Origin of the sequence: Diaphorobacter sp. C33 (assembly GCF_030503915.1) — a bacterium.
Classification (GTDB): domain Bacteria; phylum Pseudomonadota; class Gammaproteobacteria; order Burkholderiales; family Burkholderiaceae_C; genus Diaphorobacter; species Diaphorobacter nitroreducens.
Genome location: NZ_CP129980.1, coordinates 3049649 through 3068480, shown reverse-complemented (window position 1 = coordinate 3068480; position 18832 = coordinate 3049649). Strand labels below are relative to the sequence as shown.

Genomic DNA, 18832 nt, shown 5'->3' with positions numbered 1-18832 from the left:
ACCACACGATAAGGGCAGGCTGACGGCGACGGCTCAGGGTTTCATGGGAGACACGCTTCGTGATTCAGCAACCCATGCTTAGGCAGGTTGAAAGGACGGCGGGGACGCGTGTACACGTGGTGACTGCGGCCGCCGGCCGGACACGCCTGTCAAGCCGTGGCACGTTGCACGAATCGCGCAAGACGCTCCACGCCCTCACGCAGTCTGGCCCCATCGGACACCGCGTGGCACCAGCGCAGCCAGCCTTCACCCTCGGGGCCGAAGGCCGCGCCCGGCGCCAGGCCCAAGCCGACCTCGCTCACCAGATGTTTGGCAAGCGCCAGGGAGTCGTCAAAGCCCGCCAGGCGGAAGAACACGTACATCGCCCCGCCGGCATCGGGCACTTCCACACCCGGCACGGCACGCAGCGCTTGCACCAGCAGCCGGCGGCTTTCCACGAGGCCCGCGCGCAGCTGCGCCACATGCGCCTCGCCCTGCTGCAAAGCCACCGTTGCGGCGCGCTGCACGGGCTCGAAGATGCAGGAGAAGTTGTATTCAATGACCTTGCCCAGGTCGGCCTCCAGCGCCTCGGGCACCACCATCCAACCTACGCGCCAACCCGTCATGCACCACGCCTTGGAACAACTGTTGACCGAGATGATGCGGTCGCCCGGTGCGTAGTGGCGCAGGAAAGAAGGTGCGCTGGCCAGCTGCGGGTCGTACACCAGACGCTCGTACACGTCGTCGCTCAGAATCCAGATGCCATGGCGGCGGCAGTGCGCGAGGATCGCCACCAGGCTTTCCTCATCGATGGTCCAGCCTGTGGGGTTGTTGGGTGAATTGAGGATGAGCATGCGCGTGCCCGGCGTGAGCGCATCCAGCAGCCGATCCAGCGCAAGCGTCCAGCGCCCGCCCCGCACCACCAGTGGCACGCGTTCAACCTGCGCGCCCAGGATGCGCGGCATCTCCAGCAGGTTGGGCCACAGCGGCGTGACGGCCACCACGCGGTCGCCCGGTGACAGCAGCATCTGGCAGGTAAGCATCAGCCCGGCATCGCCCGAGGCCACAGCGCCGATGCGCTGGGCGGACACCTCGCGTCCGTGCAGGCCCGAGAGATATTGCGCGATGGCCTCGCGCAGGTAGGGCCGGCCCAGATTCTGCGAATAGAAGGTCTCGCCCGAACCGAGCGACTGCGCCGCCGCATCCCGGATGAACTGCGGCGTGGGCTGATCGGACTCGCCAAACCAGAAGGGCAGCACGTCCGCGCGGCCCATGCCGGTGTTGGCGACTTCGCGGATCAGCGATCCGCCCAGGCTCTGGATGGCGGGCCGCGCCAGGGCGGGCAGGAGGGTATCGGTGGGCGAAGCGGGGTTGTGCATGCGGGCCAGATGGAAAGCGAAAAGGTATGGGAAACAGGGCGCTACGGGTCGTAGCGCGTCAGCACTCCACGATGTTCACCGCGAGGCCGCCGCGCGAAGTCTCCTTGTACTTGGTCATCATGTCCGCGCCGGTCTCGCGCATGGTCTTGATGACCTGGTCCAGGCTCACATGGTGCGTCCCGTCGCCATGCAGCGCCATGCGCGCGGCGTTGATGGCCTTCACCGAAGCCAGGGCGTTGCGCTCGATGCACGGGATCTGCACCAGCCCGCCCACCGGGTCGCAGGTCAGGCCCAGGTGGTGCTCCATGCCGATCTCGGCGGCGTTCTCCACCTGCGCGGGCGTGCCGCCCAGCACGGCGCACAGGCCCGCCGCAGCCATGGAGCAGGCCACACCCACCTCGCCCTGGCAACCGACCTCGGCGCCCGAGATGGAGGCGTTCTCCTTGTACAAGATGCCGATGGCCCCAGCCGTGAGCAGGAAGTCGACCACGCCACCCTCGGTAGCGCCGGGAATGAAGCGCCAGTAGTAATGCAGCACCGCCGGCACGATGCCCGCCGCGCCATTGGTGGGGGCCGTGACCACGCGCCCGCCGGCGGCGTTCTCCTCGTTCACGGCCAGGGCGAACAGGTTCACCCAGTCGATCACCTGCAGCGGGTCCTGCTGGGTGTCGGGCGCGTTCTTCAGCGCCTGGTGCAGCGCGGGCGCACGCCGGCGCACCTGGAAGCCGCCGGGCAGCACCCCGCCCACGCTGCAGCCGCGCGCCACGCAGTCCTGCATGGCGCGCCAGATGGCGAGCAGGCCGGCGTCGATCTCGGCGTCGGTGCGCCAGTGGCGTTCGTTCAGGCGCATCACCTGCGCGATCGATCCGCCCTGCGCCGCGGCCTGCGCCAGCAGCTGTTCGCCACTGTGAAAGGGCAGCGGCAGCACCTCGGTGTCGGGCGCGATGGCGGCCTGGCGCTGTGCGTCAGCGGCCGCCTCCTCGCTCACGATGAAGCCGCCGCCCACCGAGTAGTACACCTGCGCGGCCAGCGTGCCGCCCGCCGCATCGAAAGCCTCGAAACGCATGCCGTTGGCGTGCAGTGGCAGCGTGACGTCGGGTACCAGCAGCAGGTCGGCCGCCTCGTCGAATGCCACTTCGGGGCCGTCGGCCAGCGGCAGGCGGCCCCGGCTGCGGATGCGGGCGATGAGCGGCTCGATGGCGTCCACCTCCACGGTGTCCGGCGCATGGCCGGCCAGGCCCAGCAGCACGGCGCGGTCGCTCGCGTGCCCGCGCCCCGTGGCGCCCAGCGAGCCGTAGAGCGTGCTGCGCACGCGCGCCACCTGCGCCAGCACCCCCTCGCGCGCCAGCCGCTGCGCGAACAGCCGCGCAGCGCGCATGGGCCCCACGGTGTGCGAACTGGACGGCCCGATGCCGATCTTGAACAAGTCGAAAACGCTGACGGCCATGGGCAAGACTCCAGAGGGCAAGGATTACGGTCGTGCGCCATGCTGGCGCGGTCGCGATGGCAAGGGAATCGGGTGTTTCGCCCTAGCCAGGCCCCGCCGGTGCCGCAAGCGGCGCCGGCTGCACGCGCAGCGCCAGGCAGAAGGGCTGCACGCAGGGTGCGCGGCCTTCGTAGGGGCAGCCGGGCGCGCTGCAGGGGGGCTCGGCCGCACGGTCGTGTTCTTGCACACGCGACTGGCCGCTGGCCTGCAGCGCGGCCAGGGCCAGCCAGGGGTCGGTGCGCGCCTGCAGCGGGTCGCGCCCGTACACCACGGCGGCCGCACCGGGTGCCGGCGCCAGGTCCAGCGACAGCCACCCGCTGGTGCGCTGGCCCGCGGCGCCCGGGCCTTGCAGCACCAGCGCGAACAGTCCGGGCGCCAGCGCCTGTGGCGGTCCGGCAAAGCCCACCGACAGGGCCGCTGGCGCGGTGGGCGCAGACGGCAGCGCAGGCATTGCGGCAGCAGGCAGGCGCAGCGTGAGCGTGAAGCCGCGCGCACCGTCGGGCGTGTACACCATGCCTTGCGCCACGCGCGCAATCTGCAAAGCCGGCAGTCCGGTGCCGCCGGCCGCCGGGTCGGTGCCGGCGGGCCACGGCTGGGCCGCCAGCACACGCGGCGCCGCGCCGCCAGCCGGGCCAATTTGCTGCACCAGCGTATTCAACAGCCGCAGCAGCGGCGCCCCCACACCCTGGGCAGGCCACGGCGCAGGGATGGCCGCGGCGCGCGCAAAAGCGCCCTCGTCGGCCACGGCATCGGCGGAAAGAGCCGCCGGCCCGTGGGATGCGGCCGCTGCCCTGGACGATGCAACCGCGCCGCCAGCCATCGCCTGCAGGCCCTGGCGTGCCTGATCGGAAAGGCTTACCCGCTCACGGCCTGCCGGCACGGCAGGCATGGGGGGCAGCGCCGTCGGCAGCAGGTTTGGCGAAAACGGCACAGGGGGAGCGTCGGTCGGCGCGGAGCCAGCTGGCGGGGCGCCCGCCGGGGTGGGCGCTGCCGGCGCGGCCAGCAGCCAGTTCTGCCGCTGCAGCGCAGCCTCGGCCAGCACGCGCACGGCGGGTGCCAGCGGCGGACGGGGCGGGTCGATGGAGGAGGCCATGGCGCCCCAGTGTCGCAGAGCGCGAGCCCCGCGCCAACGGTGGCGGCCTCCCGAGGGGAGGCTTTTTGCTACTCAATTAATAGCTTCTACCGCTTACTGGATAAGCGCTAGAGGCAATTTTATTTCAAAACCCTGCGCGAAGCCTCATCCCTTGAGGCCCAGCCGCCGCGCGAGCTTGTGCAGGTTGCTGGGGTCCACGTCCAGCGTGCGCGCGGCCTGCGCCCAGTTGCCGCCATGCGCCACCAGAGCGGCATTCAGGACCTGGCGCTGGCAGGCATCCACCGCGTCGCGCAGTGTGCCCGTGGGCGCGGCCAACGATAAGGCGCCGCCTGCCGCGGGTGCCATGGGGGCATCGCTGCGGGGCGTGGCCACGGGTTCGTCCAGCGCGTCCAGGTCCAGCAGGCCGGCCTCCAGCGTGACGATCTCGTTGCGGTCCACGCCGCGGCTCAGGGCCTTGAGCGCGGCGCGGCTGATCACGTGTTCCAGCTCGCGCACGTTGCCCGGCCAGCGGTAGCGGCGCAGCGCGGCCTGCGCGTCAGGCGACAGGCGCAGGCTGCGCAGCCCCAGGCGGGCGCGGTTGAGCTCCAAAAAGCGGCCGGCCAGCACCAGCACGTCGTTGCCCCGCTCGCGCAGCGGGGGAATGGGCACGGGGTAGACCGAGAGGCGGTGGTACAGGTCGGCGCGGAAGGCCCCGCTGGCCACCTGCTCGCGCAGGTTGCGGTTGGTCGCCGCAATCACGCGCACGTGCACGCTGCGCGGGCGGTCGGCGCCCAGGCGCTGGATCTCGCCGTTTTGCAGCGTGCGCAGCAGCTTGGCCTGCACGGACAGGGGCAGCTCCCCCACCTCGTCCAGGAACAGCGTGCCGCCCTCGGCGGCCTCGAAGCGGCCCGCGCGGTCACTCACCGCGCCCGAGAACGCGCCGCGCACGTGGCCGAACAGCTCGCTCTCGGCCAGCGACTCGGGCAATGCCGCGCAGTTCACGTGCACCAGCGGTCGCGCGCGCCGCGGCGACTGGTGGTGCAGCAGCCGCGCGAACAGCTCCTTGCCCACGCCGGTCTCGCCCAGCAGCAGCACGGGCAGCTCAGACGCGGCCACCACGCTCAGCTCATGCAGCAGCCGCTTGAGGGCCGGGCTTTCGCCCACGATCTCCAGCTCGCCGGCGCCGCCGCGCTCGGGCGTCGCCAGCGCCAGGTCGCCTTCGGCCGGGCCGGTGGCGGCCATGCGCAGGGTGCGCAGTTCCTGCTCCAGCCGCGCCACGCGCACCACTGCCTCCACCAGCGGCACCCACTGGCCCAGCCGCTGGCGCGCGGCGGGTCCGAAAGTGCCGGTGGCCAGGGCATCCAGCGTGAGCACGCCCCAGGGCCGCCCCTCCACGTGCAGGGCCACGCCCATGCAGTCGTGCACGGGCAGCGGCTCGCCCACCAGGGTGTCGAGCAGGCCGTCGTAGGGGTCGGGCAACTGGCTGTCGTGCTCGAAGCAGGTCACCTCGCGCCGCGTGAGGATGGCCGCCAGCCGTGGGTGCTGGCCTACGGCAAAACGCCGGCCCAGGGCGTCGCTCACCAGCCCGGTGACGGCCACGGGGCGCAGGCGCTCCTCCTCCAGCCGCAGCAGGGCCACGGCCCCGCAGCCGAACTGCGTGCGCAGCAGGTCCACCAGGCGCTGCAGGCGCACGGCCTGGGGCAGTTCGGCCCCCAGGTCGGCGCACAGCAGCAGGGCGGAGGTGGCGGCCGCGGGCGACGCCTCAACAATGGTCATAAAAACCCTTTAAAGGTGTTTTTTACCCAAATTGACATGGGTCTATTTTACCCACGATGGTGTAAACCCTTGATTTTTCATGGCAGAGCCGCTGGCCCAGGGATTGCGAGAGGGGAGGCATCTCTTACCGCGACTGTTCGACCATGCATCGTTACTCCCCCTCCCCCACGGTGTGCCGGGCCCGGCCCGCGCACCCTTGCGAGGGCGCAAGGAAAGTCCCCCCACCCTTCGCCCCGCTGCACCGCTTGATAAACACAATGACGGAGGCCCAACATGGGTAAGTACGCCAAGTATTGGTACACGCTGATAGGCGTGTTGATTGTCACCTTCAGCCTGCTGGGCTTCTACGGCGCAGAGGTCTACCGCACCGCGCCGCCGATCCCGGGGCAGGTGCTGGTGCAGGGCAGCGACAAGCCGCTCTACACCAAGGACGGCATCCTCGACGGCCAGACCGCCTGGCAGTCGGTGGGCGGCATGCAGCTCGGCTCCATCCTGGGCCACGGTGCCTACCAGGCGCCCGACTGGACGGCCGACTGGCTGCACCGCGAGCTGACAACCTGGCTCGAACTGGCCGCGCAGAAGGACCATGGCAAGGCGTTTGCCGATCTGGACGTGGGCCAGCAGGCAGTGCTGCGTGACCGGCTCAAGACCGAGTACCGCACCAACACCTACGACAAGGCCAAGGACACGATGGTGATCTCGCCGCTGCGCGCCGAGGCCATCGCCATGACCGCCCAGTACTACGACAAGCTGTTCAGCAACGACCCCTCGTTGCAGAAGACGCGCGAGAGCTACGCCATGAAGGAGAACACCCTGCCCAGCGCCGAGCGCCGCGCGCAGATGGCCGGCTTCTTCTTCTGGACCTCCTGGGCCGCCTCCACCGAGCGTCCCGCCGACAACGGCGGCACCGGCGCCAGCTACACCAACAACTGGCCCCATGAGCCCCTCGTCGGCAACCAGCCCACCGGTGAGAACCTGGTCTGGTCGGTGATGAGCGTGGTGGTCATGATGGCCGGCGTGGGCTTCCTCGTGTGGGGCTGGGCCTTCCTGCGCAAGCACGACGAGCAGGACCCCACCCCTCCCCAGCACGACCCGCTGTCCCGCGTGGCCCTGACGCCTTCGCAGCGCGCCCTGGGCAAGTACCTGTTCCTGGTGGTGGCGCTGTTCACCGCACAGGTGCTGCTGGGTGGTTTCACCGCGCACTACACGGTGGAAGGCCAGACGTTCTACGGCGTGGAAATCTCCCAGTACCTGCCCTACTCGCTGGTGCGTACGTGGCACTTGCAGGCCGCACTGTTCTGGATCGCCACCGGCTTCCTCGCCGCAGGCCTGTTCCTTGCGCCCGTGATCAACGGCGGCAAGGATCCCAAGTACCAGAAGCTCGGCGTGGACGTACTGTTCTGGGCACTGGTCGTGGTCTGCGTGGGCTCGTTCATCGGCAACTACTTTGCCATCGCGCAGATCATGCCGGCCGAGTGGAACTTCTGGTTGGGCCACCAGGGCTATGAGTACGTGGACCTGGGCCGCCTCTGGCAGATCGGCAAGTTCGCCGGCATCGCCTTCTGGCTGGTGCTGATGGCCCGCGCCATCTTCCCCGCCCTGCTGGCCCCCAACGGCCAGGACAAGAACCTGCTGGCACTGCTGACCTCCTCGGTGGTGTGTATCGGCCTGTTCTACGGCACCGGCCTGTTCTACGGCGAGCGCACCCACATCTCGGTGATGGAGTACTGGCGCTGGTGGGTGGTGCACCTGTGGGTGGAAGGCTTCTTTGAAGTGTTCGCCACCACGGCACTGGCCTTCATCTTCTCGACCCTGGGCCTGGTGTCCTACCGCATGGCCACGGCTGCCAGCCTGGCATCTGCCTCGCTGTTCATGCTGGGCGGCGTGCCCGGTACCTTCCACCACCTGTACTTCTCGGGCACCACCACTCCGGTGATGGCCGTGGGTGCCTCCTTCAGCGCGCTGGAAGTGGTGCCGCTGGTGGTGCTGGGCCATGAAGCCTGGGAGCACTGGAGCCTGCAGCACAAGGCCACCTGGATGAAGAACCTGAAGTGGCCGCTGATGTGCTTCGTCGCCGTGGCCTTCTGGAACATGCTGGGCGCCGGTGTGTTCGGCTTCATGATCAACCCGCCGATCTCGCTGTACTACATCCAGGGTCTGAACACCACGCCGGTGCACGCCCACGCCGCACTGTTCGGGGTGTATGGCTTCCTGGCCCTGGGCTTCACGCTGCTGGTGCTGCGCTACGTGCGTCCCCAGATGGTGTTCAACGAGCGCCTGATGAAGACCGGCTTCTGGTGGCTCAACGCCGGCCTGGTGCTGATGATCGCGACCAGCCTGCTGCCGATCGGCCTGTTCCAGTTCCACGCCAGCGTGGCCCACGGCACGTGGTACGCCCGCAGTGAGGAATTCCTGCAGCAGCCGTTCCTGGAGACCCTGCGCTGGGTGCGTACCTTCGGTGACCTGGTGTTCATCACCGGCGCCCTGTGCGTGACCTGGCAGGTGGTGAGCGGCGTGCTGTTCGCCCCCCGCGCCCCGGCCGCCCCGAGCACCGGAGCCCTGGCAGGCGCCAACCGCTGACGCACCGCGGATACCGGGTGCGCCGCCCCGCGCGGCGCGCCCGGTCCCGCCCTCGGACCTTTTGAAGAACCGCCATGAACATCGACCGCTTCAAGCACGAGCACCGGGACATCCTGGGCCAGATCGCCACCCTGCGCCAGCTGGCACACAGCGGCGTGGAGCACAACGCGACGGCGATTGCACAGGGCATCGTGGCCATGAGTTCCACCATCAAGCTGCACCTGGCCGTCGAGGACCGCCTGTTGTACCCCGCACTGCGCCAGGGCGCCGACGCGGAACTGGCACGCCTGGGCGAGCAGTTCCAGCGCGAGATGGGCGCGATTGCCGCGGCGTACATGGACTTCGCACGGCGCTGGAACACGCCGGAGCGCGTGCGCACCGACGCCGAGGGTTTCCGTGCAGATGCCAACACCGTGCTGCGCCATGTGTACGAACGCATGCAGCGCGAAAACCGCGACTTCTACCCGCGCATCGAGGCCGAGGAGGCCCTGGCGCATTAAGGTTCGCTCTATTTTTCATAGCTGTTAGCGCTTACCTGTAGAGCACTGCAGCTCGAAAACGTTTCCATCGGCAAGGCCTTAGGGGCACCTTGCTTTTCAGCCGGCCTTGTGCCGGCTTTTTTTTTGCGCCGCGCGGGCCCCTCCGCGGCTGCCGGCGGGCTTGTCGTTTTTCTGGGGCGATCGCCCGCACAATCACTGCCGTGATGTAACGTCTGCCTACATTTGCACGGGTACCGCGTCCACGCGCCCCTGGCATCGACCCACCACCACGCCGCACATGATGCACCCCGCCCACCGCCAGGAGTTCCGCCAGTCCCTCATCTGGTTCGCTGTGCTGCTGGTCAGCCTGTGGCTGTTGAAGACCCTGCCCGCGCCAGACGCCGCGCGCGGCATGGCGGGCTACTTGCCGCTGCACACCGCGATGGAGGTCGTGTCCATCGGCGTGGCGGCAATGGTGTTCAGCATCAGCTGGGCCACGCAAAGGTACCGGCCCAACGGGCGGGTGCTGGTCCTCGGCCTGGGGCTGCTGGGCGTGGCGGTGCTGGACCTGACCCACAGCCTGTCCTACGCCGGCATGCCGGACTTCGTGACCCCCAGCGACCCGGAAAAGGCCATCAACTTTTGGCTGGCCGCGCGCGCGCTGGCGGCGCTGGCCCTGCTGTGGGCCGCGTTATGGCCCCACCGCTGGAATGAATGGCTGGGCCGCCGCTCACGCTACGCGGGGCTGTTGTGGGTGGCGTTGCTGGTGGGCGCGGTGCACTTTGTGCTACTGGGGCATCCGCAGTGGCTGCCCCGCACCTTCACGCCCGAGGCAGGGCTCACGCCCTTCAAGGTCCGTTTCGAATACGCGCTGGCAACCGCGTACGTGCTGGCGGGCGTGGGCTTTCTCACGCAACTGCGCCATGCGCGGGAGTTCGGCCTGTCGCACCTGGCGCTGGCATCGTTCACCATGGCCATGAGCGAGATCTTCTTCACGCTCTACGCCAACGTGACCGATGTGTACAACGTCGCCGGCCACTTCTACAAAATCCTGGCCTATGGCTTCCTGTACCGCGGCCTGTTCGTGGAAACGGTGCAGATCCCGTACCTGGACCTGCGCGCCGCCGAGGCCCGGCAGCGCGCCACGCTGAACACGCTGCCCGACCTGCTGTTCGAGGTGGACCGCAAGGGGGCCTACCTCGCGGTGCACGCCAACGAGACCAGCAAGCTCATGACCCCGCTGCCCCAGTTGCTGGGAAAAACGCTGGACGAGGCGCTGCCGCCGGCGGCGGCCGCGCAGTGTTTCGAGGCACTGGCGGAGGCTGAACGCACGGGCATGAGCCGCGGCCAGCGCATCACGTTGCCGCTGCCCCTCGGCGAGCGGCATTTCGAGCTGTCCGTCTCCCGCAAATCCGCGGTCGCGGGCCAGCCCGACACCTTCCTGATGCTGTCGCGCGACATCACGCCCACCGTGGAGAACGAGGAGCGCATTCGCTCCGAGGCCGGCCTGAACGCCGCCCTGCTGGACCTGCAGCAGCACGACATCCACCAGCCCGAGGCAGACCTGCTGCGCCGCGGCCTGGCGCATGCCCAGACCCTGACCGGCAGCGCGCTGGCCGTGCTGTACTTCGTGCACGACGACGCACGCGGCACCTCGCTGGCCGCCTGCTCGCACGAGAACGCCCCGCCCGACATGCCGCCGTGGGAAACCGCCCTGCGCGAACGCCGCGCCGTGGTGACGAACGCGCCGCACGATGCGGCGGCTGGGAGCGCACCGGGCGGCGCGACGGCCCGCTGGGCTTGCGTGCCCGTAGTGGAAGGCGGCAGGCCGCGCCTGCTGCTGGGCGTGGCCGGCAAGGCGCAGGACTATCACCCACGCGACGCACAGGCGCTGCAGACCGTGGCCGACGCCCTCTGGAAGCACACGGCCCAGCGCCGCCAGGAGGCCGTCATCCACCGCCTGTCGGAGGCGCTGGACCAGAGCCCCAGTCCGGTGGTCATCACCGACATCGACGCCAGCATCGTCTACGTCAACAAGGCCTTCAGCGAAGTCAGCGGCTACGGCGCACAAGAGGTGCTGGGCCGCAACCCGCGCGTGCTGCAGTCGGGACTGACGCCGCGGACCACCTATGCCGATATGTGGACCAAGCTGCCGCGCGGCCTGCCCTGGCAGGGCGAACTCATTAACCGCCGCAAGAACGGACAGGTCTACACGGAAAACGCCTCGCTTTACCCCGTTCGCGACGTGTTCGGCGAAGTGACGCATTACGTCGCGCACATGGAGGACATCACGCAGCGGCGCGAGGCGGAGGAGCGCATCCGCGCGCTCTCCAACTACGACACGCTGACCGGCCTGCTCAACAAGAAAGCCTTCGACGAACAGTTGACGCAAGCCATCGACCGCGCCGACGCAAGCCACGAACGGGTGTCGGTGCTGTGGTTCGACCTGGACAACTTCAAGCTGGTGAACGAAACCCTGGGCCACGCGGCCGGTGACGAACTGCTGTTGGAGATGGGCAACCGGCTGCGCGCCTGCCTCGCGCCGCACATTCCCGTGGCGCGCTATTCGGGCGATGCGTTCACGGCCATCGTGCCCCTGGCGGACCAGGCGGCGGTGGCGCTGCTGGCGCAGGATGCGCTGGCGCAGCTGCAGACCACGCTGCAGATCCACGGCCATGCCGTTTCGGTCAGCGCGTCGGCCGGCATCGCCGTCTACCCCGACGACGCGCGCACCGCCAGCACCTTGGCGTCCGCCGCGGAAGTGGCGATGTACCGCGTCAAGCAGGACGGGCGCAACGGGCTGCGCTTCTTCGCACCCGAGATGCAGGCGCACACGCAGCGTTCGCTGGAGCTGGCCGCTGGCCTCAAGGACGCGGCGCACCGCGGCGAGTTGTTCCTGGTGTTCCAACCCCAGCGCACGCTGGGCAGCGGCGCGCTGGCGGGCGCCGAGGCGCTGCTGCGCTGGCGCCATCCGCGCTGGGGGCTGGTGTCTCCGGCCGAGTTCATCCCGATCGCCGAACAAAGCGGCTCCATCGTGGCCATCGATTTCTGGGTGGTGGAGCAGGTGGCGCAGCAGTTGCGCGCCTGGGATGCCGCGGGCCTGCCGCCGCTGGTGGTGGCGGTGAACGTATCGGCTGCGCAGTTCGCGCGGCCGCACTTCGTCGAGGAGCTGGTGCGCATCCTGCAACGCATGGACATTTCACCCCAGCGCATCGAGGTGGAGCTGACCGAGGCCGTCGCGCTGAAGAACCCCGAGCAGGCCGAGACCACCATCCGCCGCCTGCATGAGGTGGGCTTTCGCGTGGCGCTGGACGACTTCGGCACGGGCTATTCCTCCATGAGCTACCTCAAGCGCTACGCCATCGACAAGCTCAAGATCGACCAGTCCTTCGTGCGCGAACTCGCCCACCAGGCCAGCGACCAGGCCATCGTGACGGCCATCATCAAGATGGCCCACAGCCTGCGCATGGCCACCATTGCCGAAGGCGTGGAGACGGCCGAGCAGGCCGCGTTGCTGCAGGCCTGCGGCTGCGACGAAATGCAAGGCTACTGGTACAGCCGGCCGCTGGAGCCCGCCGCGTTCGAGGCCTTTGTGCGCAATGCGCAGGCTGGCGTCGAGTTGGCCTGACACGCGTCGCGCCGCACGCAACCCGGTTGCTACTGTTTTAATAGCTTCCAGCGCTTACCCCTCCAGCGCCAGAAGGCCAAAAGGCGTCAAACCCTCCACGGCGCCCCGATCCCCCGCCCAGCCTCTCGGGCGCGGGCCTGCTGCGGCCCCACCCCGTGGCACGCGGGCCACAAGCCGCGCACCGCACCCCCCCTCTGCACAGGCCCTTTTCTGCCCTGCGGTTTGTGCCTGATCAAACTACCTATAGTGTTTGATAGGTATGGTGAACACTATATGTAGTGTTTTAAGGGTTGCCATGACACCACCATCTCCGATCGTCGCCAGCCTGCCGCGCGACGTCATCCAACGCAACGGCGAGCGCACGCCTTTCGATGCTGTGCGCATCCAGTCGGCCATCGCCCGGGCCGGCCAGGCCACGGGCGAGTTCGGCGAGGACGAGGCCCGTCTGCTCACGGCGCAGGCCACCAAGGTGCTGATCCACCGCTTCCATGGCGAGGCGCCGGCCATCGAGCAGATCCAGGACGTGGTGGAGCAGACGCTGATCGCCGCCAACCATCTGCAGACCGCGCGCGCCTACATGGCCTACCGCCAGCGCCACGCCACCCTGCGCGCCGACCGGCAGACGCTGGTGCATGTGGAAAGCTCCATCAACGAGTACCTCACGCGCGCCGATTGGCGTGTGAACGCCAACGCCAACCAGGGCTACTCGCTGGGCGGGCTGATCCTGAACGTGGCAGGCAAGGTGACGGCCAACTACTGGCTCTCGCACGTCTACGCGCCCGAGATCGGCGAGGCGCACCGCAATGGCGACATCCACATCCACGACCTCGACATGCTCAGCGGCTACTGCGCCGGCTGGTCGCTGCGTACGCTGCTGCACGAGGGGCTGAACGGCGTGCCGGGCAAGGTGGAGGCGGGGCCCCCGAAGCACATGAGCTCCGCCGTGGGGCAGATCGTGAACTTCCTCGGCACGCTGCAGAACGAATGGGCGGGTGCGCAGGCGTTTTCGTCCTTCGACACCTACATGGCGCCCTTCGTGCGCAAGGACGGCATGGACTATGCCGCCGTGCGCCAGTGCATCCAGGAGCTGGTCTACAACCTCAACGTGCCCTCGCGCTGGGGCACGCAGACGCCGTTCACCAACCTCACCTTCGACTGGACCTGCCCCGAGGACCTGCGTGAGCAGGTGCCGGTGATCGGCGGCGTGGAGATGCCGTTTTGCTACGGCGAGCTGCAGGCCGAGATGGACGTCATCAACCGCGCCTACATCGACGTGATGACCACGGGCGACGCCAAGGGCCGCGTGTTCACCTTCCCCATCCCCACCTACAACATCACGCCCGATTTTCCGTGGGAGAGCGAGAACGCCGTCGCCCTGTTCGACATGACGGCCAAGTACGGCCTGCCGTACTTCCAGAACTTCATCAATTCCGAGCTGTCGCCCAACATGGTGCGCTCCATGTGCTGCCGCCTGCAGCTGGACCTGCGCGAGCTGCTCAAGCGCGGCAACGGTCTGTTCGGCAGCGCCGAGCAGACCGGCAGCCTGGGCGTGGTCACCGTCAACTGCGCACGCCTGGGCTATCTGCACGCGGGCGACGAGGCGGCCCTGCTGGCGGCGCTGGACCGCCTGCTGGAACTGGGCAAGCAGAGCCTGGAGGTCAAGCGCAAGCTCATCCAGCGCCTGATGGACCAGGGCCTGTTCCCGTACACCAAGCGCTACCTGGGCACACTGCGCAACCACTTCAGCACGCTGGGCGTGAACGGCATCAACGAGATGGTGCGCAACTTCACCGGCGGCGCGCACGACATCACCAGCGACTGGGGTCACCAGTTCGCCCTGCGCCTGCTGGACCATGTGCGCGCGCGCATCGTGCAGTTCCAGGAAGAAACCGGCCACCTCTACAACCTGGAGGCCACGCCCGCCGAAGGCACCACCTACCGCTTTGCCAAAGAAGACAAGAAGCGCTGGCCCGCCATCCTGCAAGCCGGCACCGAGGCGCAGCCGTACTACACCAACTCGTCGCAGCTGCCCGTGGGCTTCACCGACGACCCGTTCGAGGCGCTGCAGCGGCAAGAGGCGCTGCAGGGCAAGTACACCGGCGGCACGGTGCTGCACCTGTACATGGGCGAGCGCATCTCCAGCGGCGCTGCCTGCCGCGAGCTGGTGAAACGGGCGCTCACCCACTTCCGCCTGCCCTACATCACCGTCACGCCCACCTTCTCCATCTGCCCCACGCACGGCTACTTGGCGGGCGAACACCCGTTCTGCCCGCGCTGCGACGAGGAGCGCCTGGCCGCCAAGCGCGCGCGGCTGGCGGCGTGATTTGAATGAAATTTGCCTCTAGCGCTTATGTAGCAAGCGTCAAAAGCTATTGTTTTTGAAGTTCTTCCACCACCAACCCAGGAGTTTGTCATGACCCACTTTTCCGCCACCGAGAACACCGCCCTGGCCACCGCCGTGCAGCTGACCGACGCCGAGCGCCAGCCCTGCGAGGTCTGGACGCGCGTCATGGGCTACCACCGCCCCGTGGCCAGCTTCAACACCGGCAAGCAGGGCGAACACAACGAACGCCAGTTCTTCGCCGAGCCGGGCCGTGCCTGCTAGGACCAGCCACACCGCCGCCCAGGCGCTGCGCGTCGGCGGCATCACGCCGCTGACCACCATCGACTTTCCCGGCAGGCTGGCCGCCGTGGTGTTCTGCCAGGGCTGCCCCTGGCGCTGCGGCTATTGCCACAACGCCGGGCTGCTGGACGCGGCCGCACCCGCGCCGCACCGCTGGAGCGAAGTGGAGCAACTGCTGCACACGCGCCGCGGCCTGCTGGACGGCGTGGTGTTCTCGGGCGGCGAGCCCACGCTGCAGGCCGCCCTGCCCGACGCCCTCGCGCGCGTACGCGCCCTGGGCTTTGCCACCGGCCTGCACACGGCCGGCATGTACCCCGAGCGGCTGCAGGCCCTGCTGCCGCTGCTGGACTGGGTGGGCCTGGACATCAAGGGGCCGCCGGCACATTACGACGCCATCACTCGCACGCCGGGCAGTGGCGACCGCGCTTGGGAGTCGCTGCGCTGCGTGCAGGCCAGCGGTGTGGATTACGAGTGCCGCACCACTTGGAACCCGACTCTTTTCCCGCCTGCCGATCTCGTCGGCCTGGCACATACCCTGGCAGACGCTGGTGTTACACACTGGGTTGTCCAACGCTGCCTAGCTGCGGGCGATGTTCCCTCAACATCGCCCGGCCCCCTCCAGTTTTCGGGAGTAGAGGAGCGTTTTAAGTCGCTCACTTGGCGAGGCTAGTCGCCTCGAAGGTGGCAGCCCGCTGCTCCTATGAGTACTTACGACCCGGGAAAGCGGTCCTTCCTCAAGCCGCACCTCCCATTACATGCCTCTACTTACTCAGGATACTCATGCCGGTCAGCTCATTGCAGTGAGCTTTGGGTAGCCAGATCGCTCAAGGCCTGCTCCAGCAGCGTGATGTCGGGTTGAGATTGCTCCGCTTCTTTAAAAACAATACCGGTACCAATCGTGGAAGGCGTGGTCAGGCGTCGCACTGATACCAATTGCTCGGTCATGGAGCCGCTCGCGTTCAGCAAATAGCCTTCGCCCTCGTTGACGCTGTATACAAACAAATAACCCCGTTGCAACTGACCCTGAGCATTCAATCTCACGCACAGTACGCCGCCGGCCGCGTTACCGCTAGTTTGATGCTCACAGCCGAACAATCCGTCGGATGAGGCAACAATGCCATTTCCTGTATTAGTGGCTGGCCCACTGACAGTCAGGTTCGCCACTTCCGCTGTGAGACCCAATGGTCCGAAGGACGTGAAGTTCCATATGCCTCGAAGACTAGGCGCGGCAAACGGATACCCAAAATTGAATCGTGCAATCGCCTTCTCAGTTTCTCCGGGGAGGGTAACAAACCCGGTCACGCCGCTAGTGAAACGGAATTGGGCAGTACCCGCGTTACCGGCTTCTTGTCCTGAGAGAGGACCGCTGCCCAAGTGGCGGCCGCCCGCATAGCGCATCAGGGGCGCTGAAACTTGATTGTCGACAAGTCTGCCAGTGGCTAAATAGAAAGTCGGGTGTCCGTTATTTTCGTATGCATACATCTGCAGGACGAAAACGTCATTCTGAACATCAATTGCCAATCCACGACCCGGCTTTCCGTCCAGTTCGGACGTTACGACCCATGTGCCAGTCTGTGGCATGAAAGCATGCACCCAACCGGCGCCTAGCAGTGCGGCCACAGTGATTATTTTCTTGAACATCGCCTGAACTCCTTGGACAACCTCCCAGCGAGGCAGTGTCGTTATAGCAGATGTGTCAATTTGTTTCTTTGACGATACCGGCTAAATGCGTCGCTCGTGACTCGGCAGACATACCGCTGCTTTCCCACCAAAGCATCCTGCCCCCAACAGGAGGCTGTCTCATTTGCGCAGGCTTGCAACGAAGGCCACTGTCAGGCCGCGCCGCACACCCGCAGCACTTCGGCGCCGTACGCCTCCAGCTTTTTCGCACCCATGCCGCTGATGCCCTGCAGATCCTCCAGCGTGGCCGGGTTGCGCTCGGCAATGGCGGCCAGCGTGGCGTCGTGGAAGATCACGTAGGCCGGCAGGTTGTGCTCGCGCGCCACCTCGGCGCGCCAGGCCTTGAGGTTGATGAAGCGCACCTGGGCATCCTGTCCCAGGTTGGCCGCTGCCACCGGCGGGGCGCTGGCACGGCGCGGCTTCTTCGGCCCGGCTGCGGCCGTGGTTTCGCGCAGCAGCACGCTCTGTTCGCCGCGCAGCACGGGGCGCGATCCCTCGGTCAGCGCCAGCGTGTCAAAGCTGTGGCCGCCCTCGGTCGTGACCTTGTGCAGCCCCACGGCGCCGGCGGCCAGCAACTGGCGCAGCACGCCGCGCAGCTGCGCCTCGGAATACTGTGCGCCCAGGCCGAAGGTGGAGAGTTTTTCATGGCCGAACTGCTGGACCTTGTCCGTCGCCTTGCCGCGCAGGATGTCCATGATGTGGCCCGTGCCGAAGGTCAGGCCGCTGGCCTCGTGCACACGGTAGATGGTGGACAGGAGCTTGCGCGCGGCATCCGTGCCGTCCCACACGGCCGGCGGGTTCAGGCAGTTGTCGCAATTGCCACAGGGCTCGGATGTCTCGCCGAAGTAGCCCAGCAGCCGCACGCGCCGGCAGTCCGTGGCCTCGGCCAGGGCCAGCAGCGCATCCAGCTTGCCGCGCATCACGGCCTTGAACTCCTCGCCCGCGGGGCTCTCGTCGATCATGCGGCGCTGGTTCACCACGTCCTGCAGGCCGTAGGCCATCCAGGCGTCGGCGGGCAGACCGTCGCGGCCTGCGCGGCCGGTTTCCTGGTAATAGCCCTCAATGTTCTTGGGCATGTCCACATGGGCCACAAAGCGCACGTCGGGCTTGTCGATGCCCATGCCGAAGGCGATGGTGGCCACCATCACGATGCCGTCCTCACGCAGGAAGCGGTCCTGGTTCTGCTGGCGCACCTCGGCGGGCAGGCCCGCGTGGTAGGGCAGCGCCGTCAGGCCCGCATCGCACAGCGCCTGGGCGAGTTCCTCCACGCGCTTGCGGGACTGGCAATAGACCACGCCGGCCTCGCCCAGGTGCTCGCGGTCGATGAAGCGCATGAGCTGCGTGAGCGGCTCCTTCTTTTCCTCGATGCGGTAGCGGATGTTGGGCCGGTCGAAGCTGCTGACGAACTGCCGCGCCTGCTGCAGCCGCAGGCCCTGCACGATGTCCTCGCGCGTGAGCGCGTCCGCCGTGGCCGTGAGGGCAATGCGCGGCACGCCCGCATAGCGCTCGTGCAGCACCGCGAGCTGGCGGTACTCGGGCCGGAAGTCGTGGCCCCACTGGCTCACGCAGTGCGCCTCGTCGATGGCGAACAGCCCGAGCTGCCCGCGCGCATGCAGACCGTCCAGCAGCGTGAGAAAGCGGTCGGTGGTCACGCGCTCGGGCGCGGCGTACAGCAGCGTGATCTCGCCGCGCGCCAGGCGCCGCTCCACGTCCTGCGTCTGCTGCCAGTCCAGCGTGGAGTTGAGGAAGGCCGCCTCCACCCCCGCCTCGTGCAGCGCGCCCACCTGGTCGTGCATCAGCGCGATCAGCGGCGAAACCACCACCGTCACGCCCAGCCCCGCATCGCGCCGCACGATGGCCGGCACCTGGTAGCACAGGCTCTTGCCGCCGCCCGTGGGCATCAGCACCAGCGCGTCGCCGCCGGCGATCACATGGTCAATGATGGCCTGCTGCGGGCCACGGAACTGCTCGTAGCCAAAGACGTCGTGCAGGACGAAATGCGCGGGGGACAAACCGGTGGACTCTCTTTTTGATAGCTGTCAGCGCTTATTGGATAAGCGCCAAAGGCACTTTTGGCCTATAAAACGCGGCCATGCGGATGGCCCCACCATGGCGCAAAGCCCGTTATTGTGCGCCCGCCACCGCGGGCG

General features: G+C 67.8%; 12 protein-coding genes. 6 read left to right on the top strand and 6 right to left on the bottom strand.

Annotation, left to right across the window (positions count from 1 at the left end):
• Positions 1-149: 149 nt before the first annotated feature.
• From QY917_RS14355 to norR, 4 genes are all read right to left on the bottom strand, one after another.
• On the bottom strand, positions 150-1358 hold the full coding sequence (locus QY917_RS14355; RefSeq protein ID WP_123675372.1) for a pyridoxal phosphate-dependent aminotransferase: 1209 nt from the start codon (positions 1356-1358) through the stop codon (positions 150-152).
• A gap of 58 nt (positions 1359-1416) precedes the next feature.
• Positions 1417-2805, bottom strand: coding sequence for an L-serine ammonia-lyase (locus tag QY917_RS14350; protein WP_123675373.1), 1389 nt, complete (start codon positions 2803-2805; stop codon positions 1417-1419).
• Between the two features lie 82 nt (positions 2806-2887).
• Positions 2888-3937 (bottom strand): hypothetical protein, encoded by a 1050-nt coding sequence (locus QY917_RS14345; RefSeq protein ID WP_123675374.1) that lies wholly within the window; start codon positions 3935-3937, stop codon positions 2888-2890.
• A 144-nt stretch (positions 3938-4081) separates the two neighbouring features.
• Positions 4082-5692: a nitric oxide reductase transcriptional regulator NorR gene (gene norR, locus QY917_RS14340; protein WP_012655216.1), complete on the bottom strand. Its 1611-nt coding sequence runs from the start codon at positions 5690-5692 to the stop codon at positions 4082-4084.
• Positions 5693-5965: 273 nt separating this feature from the next.
• Between norR and QY917_RS14335 the strand changes: the two genes are divergently transcribed.
• The 6 genes from QY917_RS14335 to QY917_RS14310 all read left to right on the top strand — a co-directional run bounded on the left by QY917_RS14335 (position 5966) and on the right by QY917_RS14310 (position 15672).
• The gene (locus QY917_RS14335) at positions 5966-8272 is read left to right on the top strand and encodes a nitric-oxide reductase large subunit (RefSeq protein ID WP_123675375.1); all 2307 of its coding nucleotides are present in this window, start codon (positions 5966-5968) and stop codon (positions 8270-8272) included.
• A gap of 74 nt (positions 8273-8346) precedes the next feature.
• On the top strand, positions 8347-8772 hold the full coding sequence (locus QY917_RS14330) for a hemerythrin domain-containing protein (protein WP_047350136.1): 426 nt from the start codon (positions 8347-8349) through the stop codon (positions 8770-8772).
• 277 nt (positions 8773-9049) lie between these two features.
• Positions 9050-12379 (top strand): EAL domain-containing protein, encoded by a 3330-nt coding sequence (locus QY917_RS14325; protein WP_123675376.1) that lies wholly within the window; start codon positions 9050-9052, stop codon positions 12377-12379.
• Between the two features lie 295 nt (positions 12380-12674).
• Positions 12675-14702 (top strand): ribonucleoside triphosphate reductase, encoded by a 2028-nt coding sequence (locus tag QY917_RS14320; RefSeq protein ID WP_123675377.1) that lies wholly within the window; start codon positions 12675-12677, stop codon positions 14700-14702.
• Between the two features lie 90 nt (positions 14703-14792).
• Complete coding sequence (nrdD, locus tag QY917_RS14315; RefSeq protein WP_011803556.1) at positions 14793-14984, top strand: anaerobic ribonucleoside-triphosphate reductase; 192 nt, start codon at positions 14793-14795, stop codon at positions 14982-14984.
• Positions 14974-15672, top strand: a complete 699-nt coding sequence (locus QY917_RS14310; RefSeq protein ID WP_302077645.1) for an anaerobic ribonucleoside-triphosphate reductase activating protein — start codon at positions 14974-14976, stop codon at positions 15670-15672. Before nrdD ends, QY917_RS14310 begins: the two co-directional genes overlap by 11 nt.
• Before the next feature lie 122 nt (positions 15673-15794).
• Here QY917_RS14310 and QY917_RS14305 read toward each other — a convergent pair whose 3' ends face one another.
• Both QY917_RS14305 and recQ read right to left on the bottom strand, forming a co-directional pair.
• Complete coding sequence (locus QY917_RS14305; protein ID WP_123675378.1) at positions 15795-16643, bottom strand: hypothetical protein; 849 nt, start codon at positions 16641-16643, stop codon at positions 15795-15797.
• A gap of 191 nt (positions 16644-16834) precedes the next feature.
• The gene (gene recQ, locus QY917_RS14300; protein ID WP_123675379.1) at positions 16835-18694 is read right to left on the bottom strand and encodes a DNA helicase RecQ; all 1860 of its coding nucleotides are present in this window, start codon (positions 18692-18694) and stop codon (positions 16835-16837) included.
• Positions 18695-18832: the final 138 nt, after the last annotated feature.

Excerpts from the sequence above, each read along its gene's own strand:
- QY917_RS14355 (WP_123675372.1), bottom strand. The coding sequence starts at position 1,358 with ATGCACAACCCCGCTTCGCCCACCGATACCCTCCTGCCCGCCCTGGCG.
- QY917_RS14350 (WP_123675373.1), bottom strand. The coding sequence starts at position 2,805 with ATGGCCGTCAGCGTTTTCGACTTGTTCAAGATCGGCATCGGGCCGTCC.
- QY917_RS14345 (WP_123675374.1), bottom strand. The coding sequence starts at position 3,937 with ATGGCCTCCTCCATCGACCCGCCCCGTCCGCCGCTGGCACCCGCCGTG.
- norR (WP_012655216.1), bottom strand. The coding sequence starts at position 5,692 with ATGACCATTGTTGAGGCGTCGCCCGCGGCCGCCACCTCCGCCCTGCTG.
- QY917_RS14335 (WP_123675375.1), top strand. The coding sequence starts at position 5,966 with ATGGGTAAGTACGCCAAGTATTGGTACACGCTGATAGGCGTGTTGATT.
- QY917_RS14330 (WP_047350136.1), top strand. The coding sequence starts at position 8,347 with ATGAACATCGACCGCTTCAAGCACGAGCACCGGGACATCCTGGGCCAG.
- QY917_RS14325 (WP_123675376.1), top strand. The coding sequence starts at position 9,050 with ATGATGCACCCCGCCCACCGCCAGGAGTTCCGCCAGTCCCTCATCTGG.
- QY917_RS14320 (WP_123675377.1), top strand. The coding sequence starts at position 12,675 with ATGACACCACCATCTCCGATCGTCGCCAGCCTGCCGCGCGACGTCATC.
- nrdD (WP_011803556.1), top strand. The coding sequence starts at position 14,793 with ATGACCCACTTTTCCGCCACCGAGAACACCGCCCTGGCCACCGCCGTG.
- QY917_RS14305 (WP_123675378.1), bottom strand. The coding sequence starts at position 16,643 with ATGTTCAAGAAAATAATCACTGTGGCCGCACTGCTAGGCGCCGGTTGG.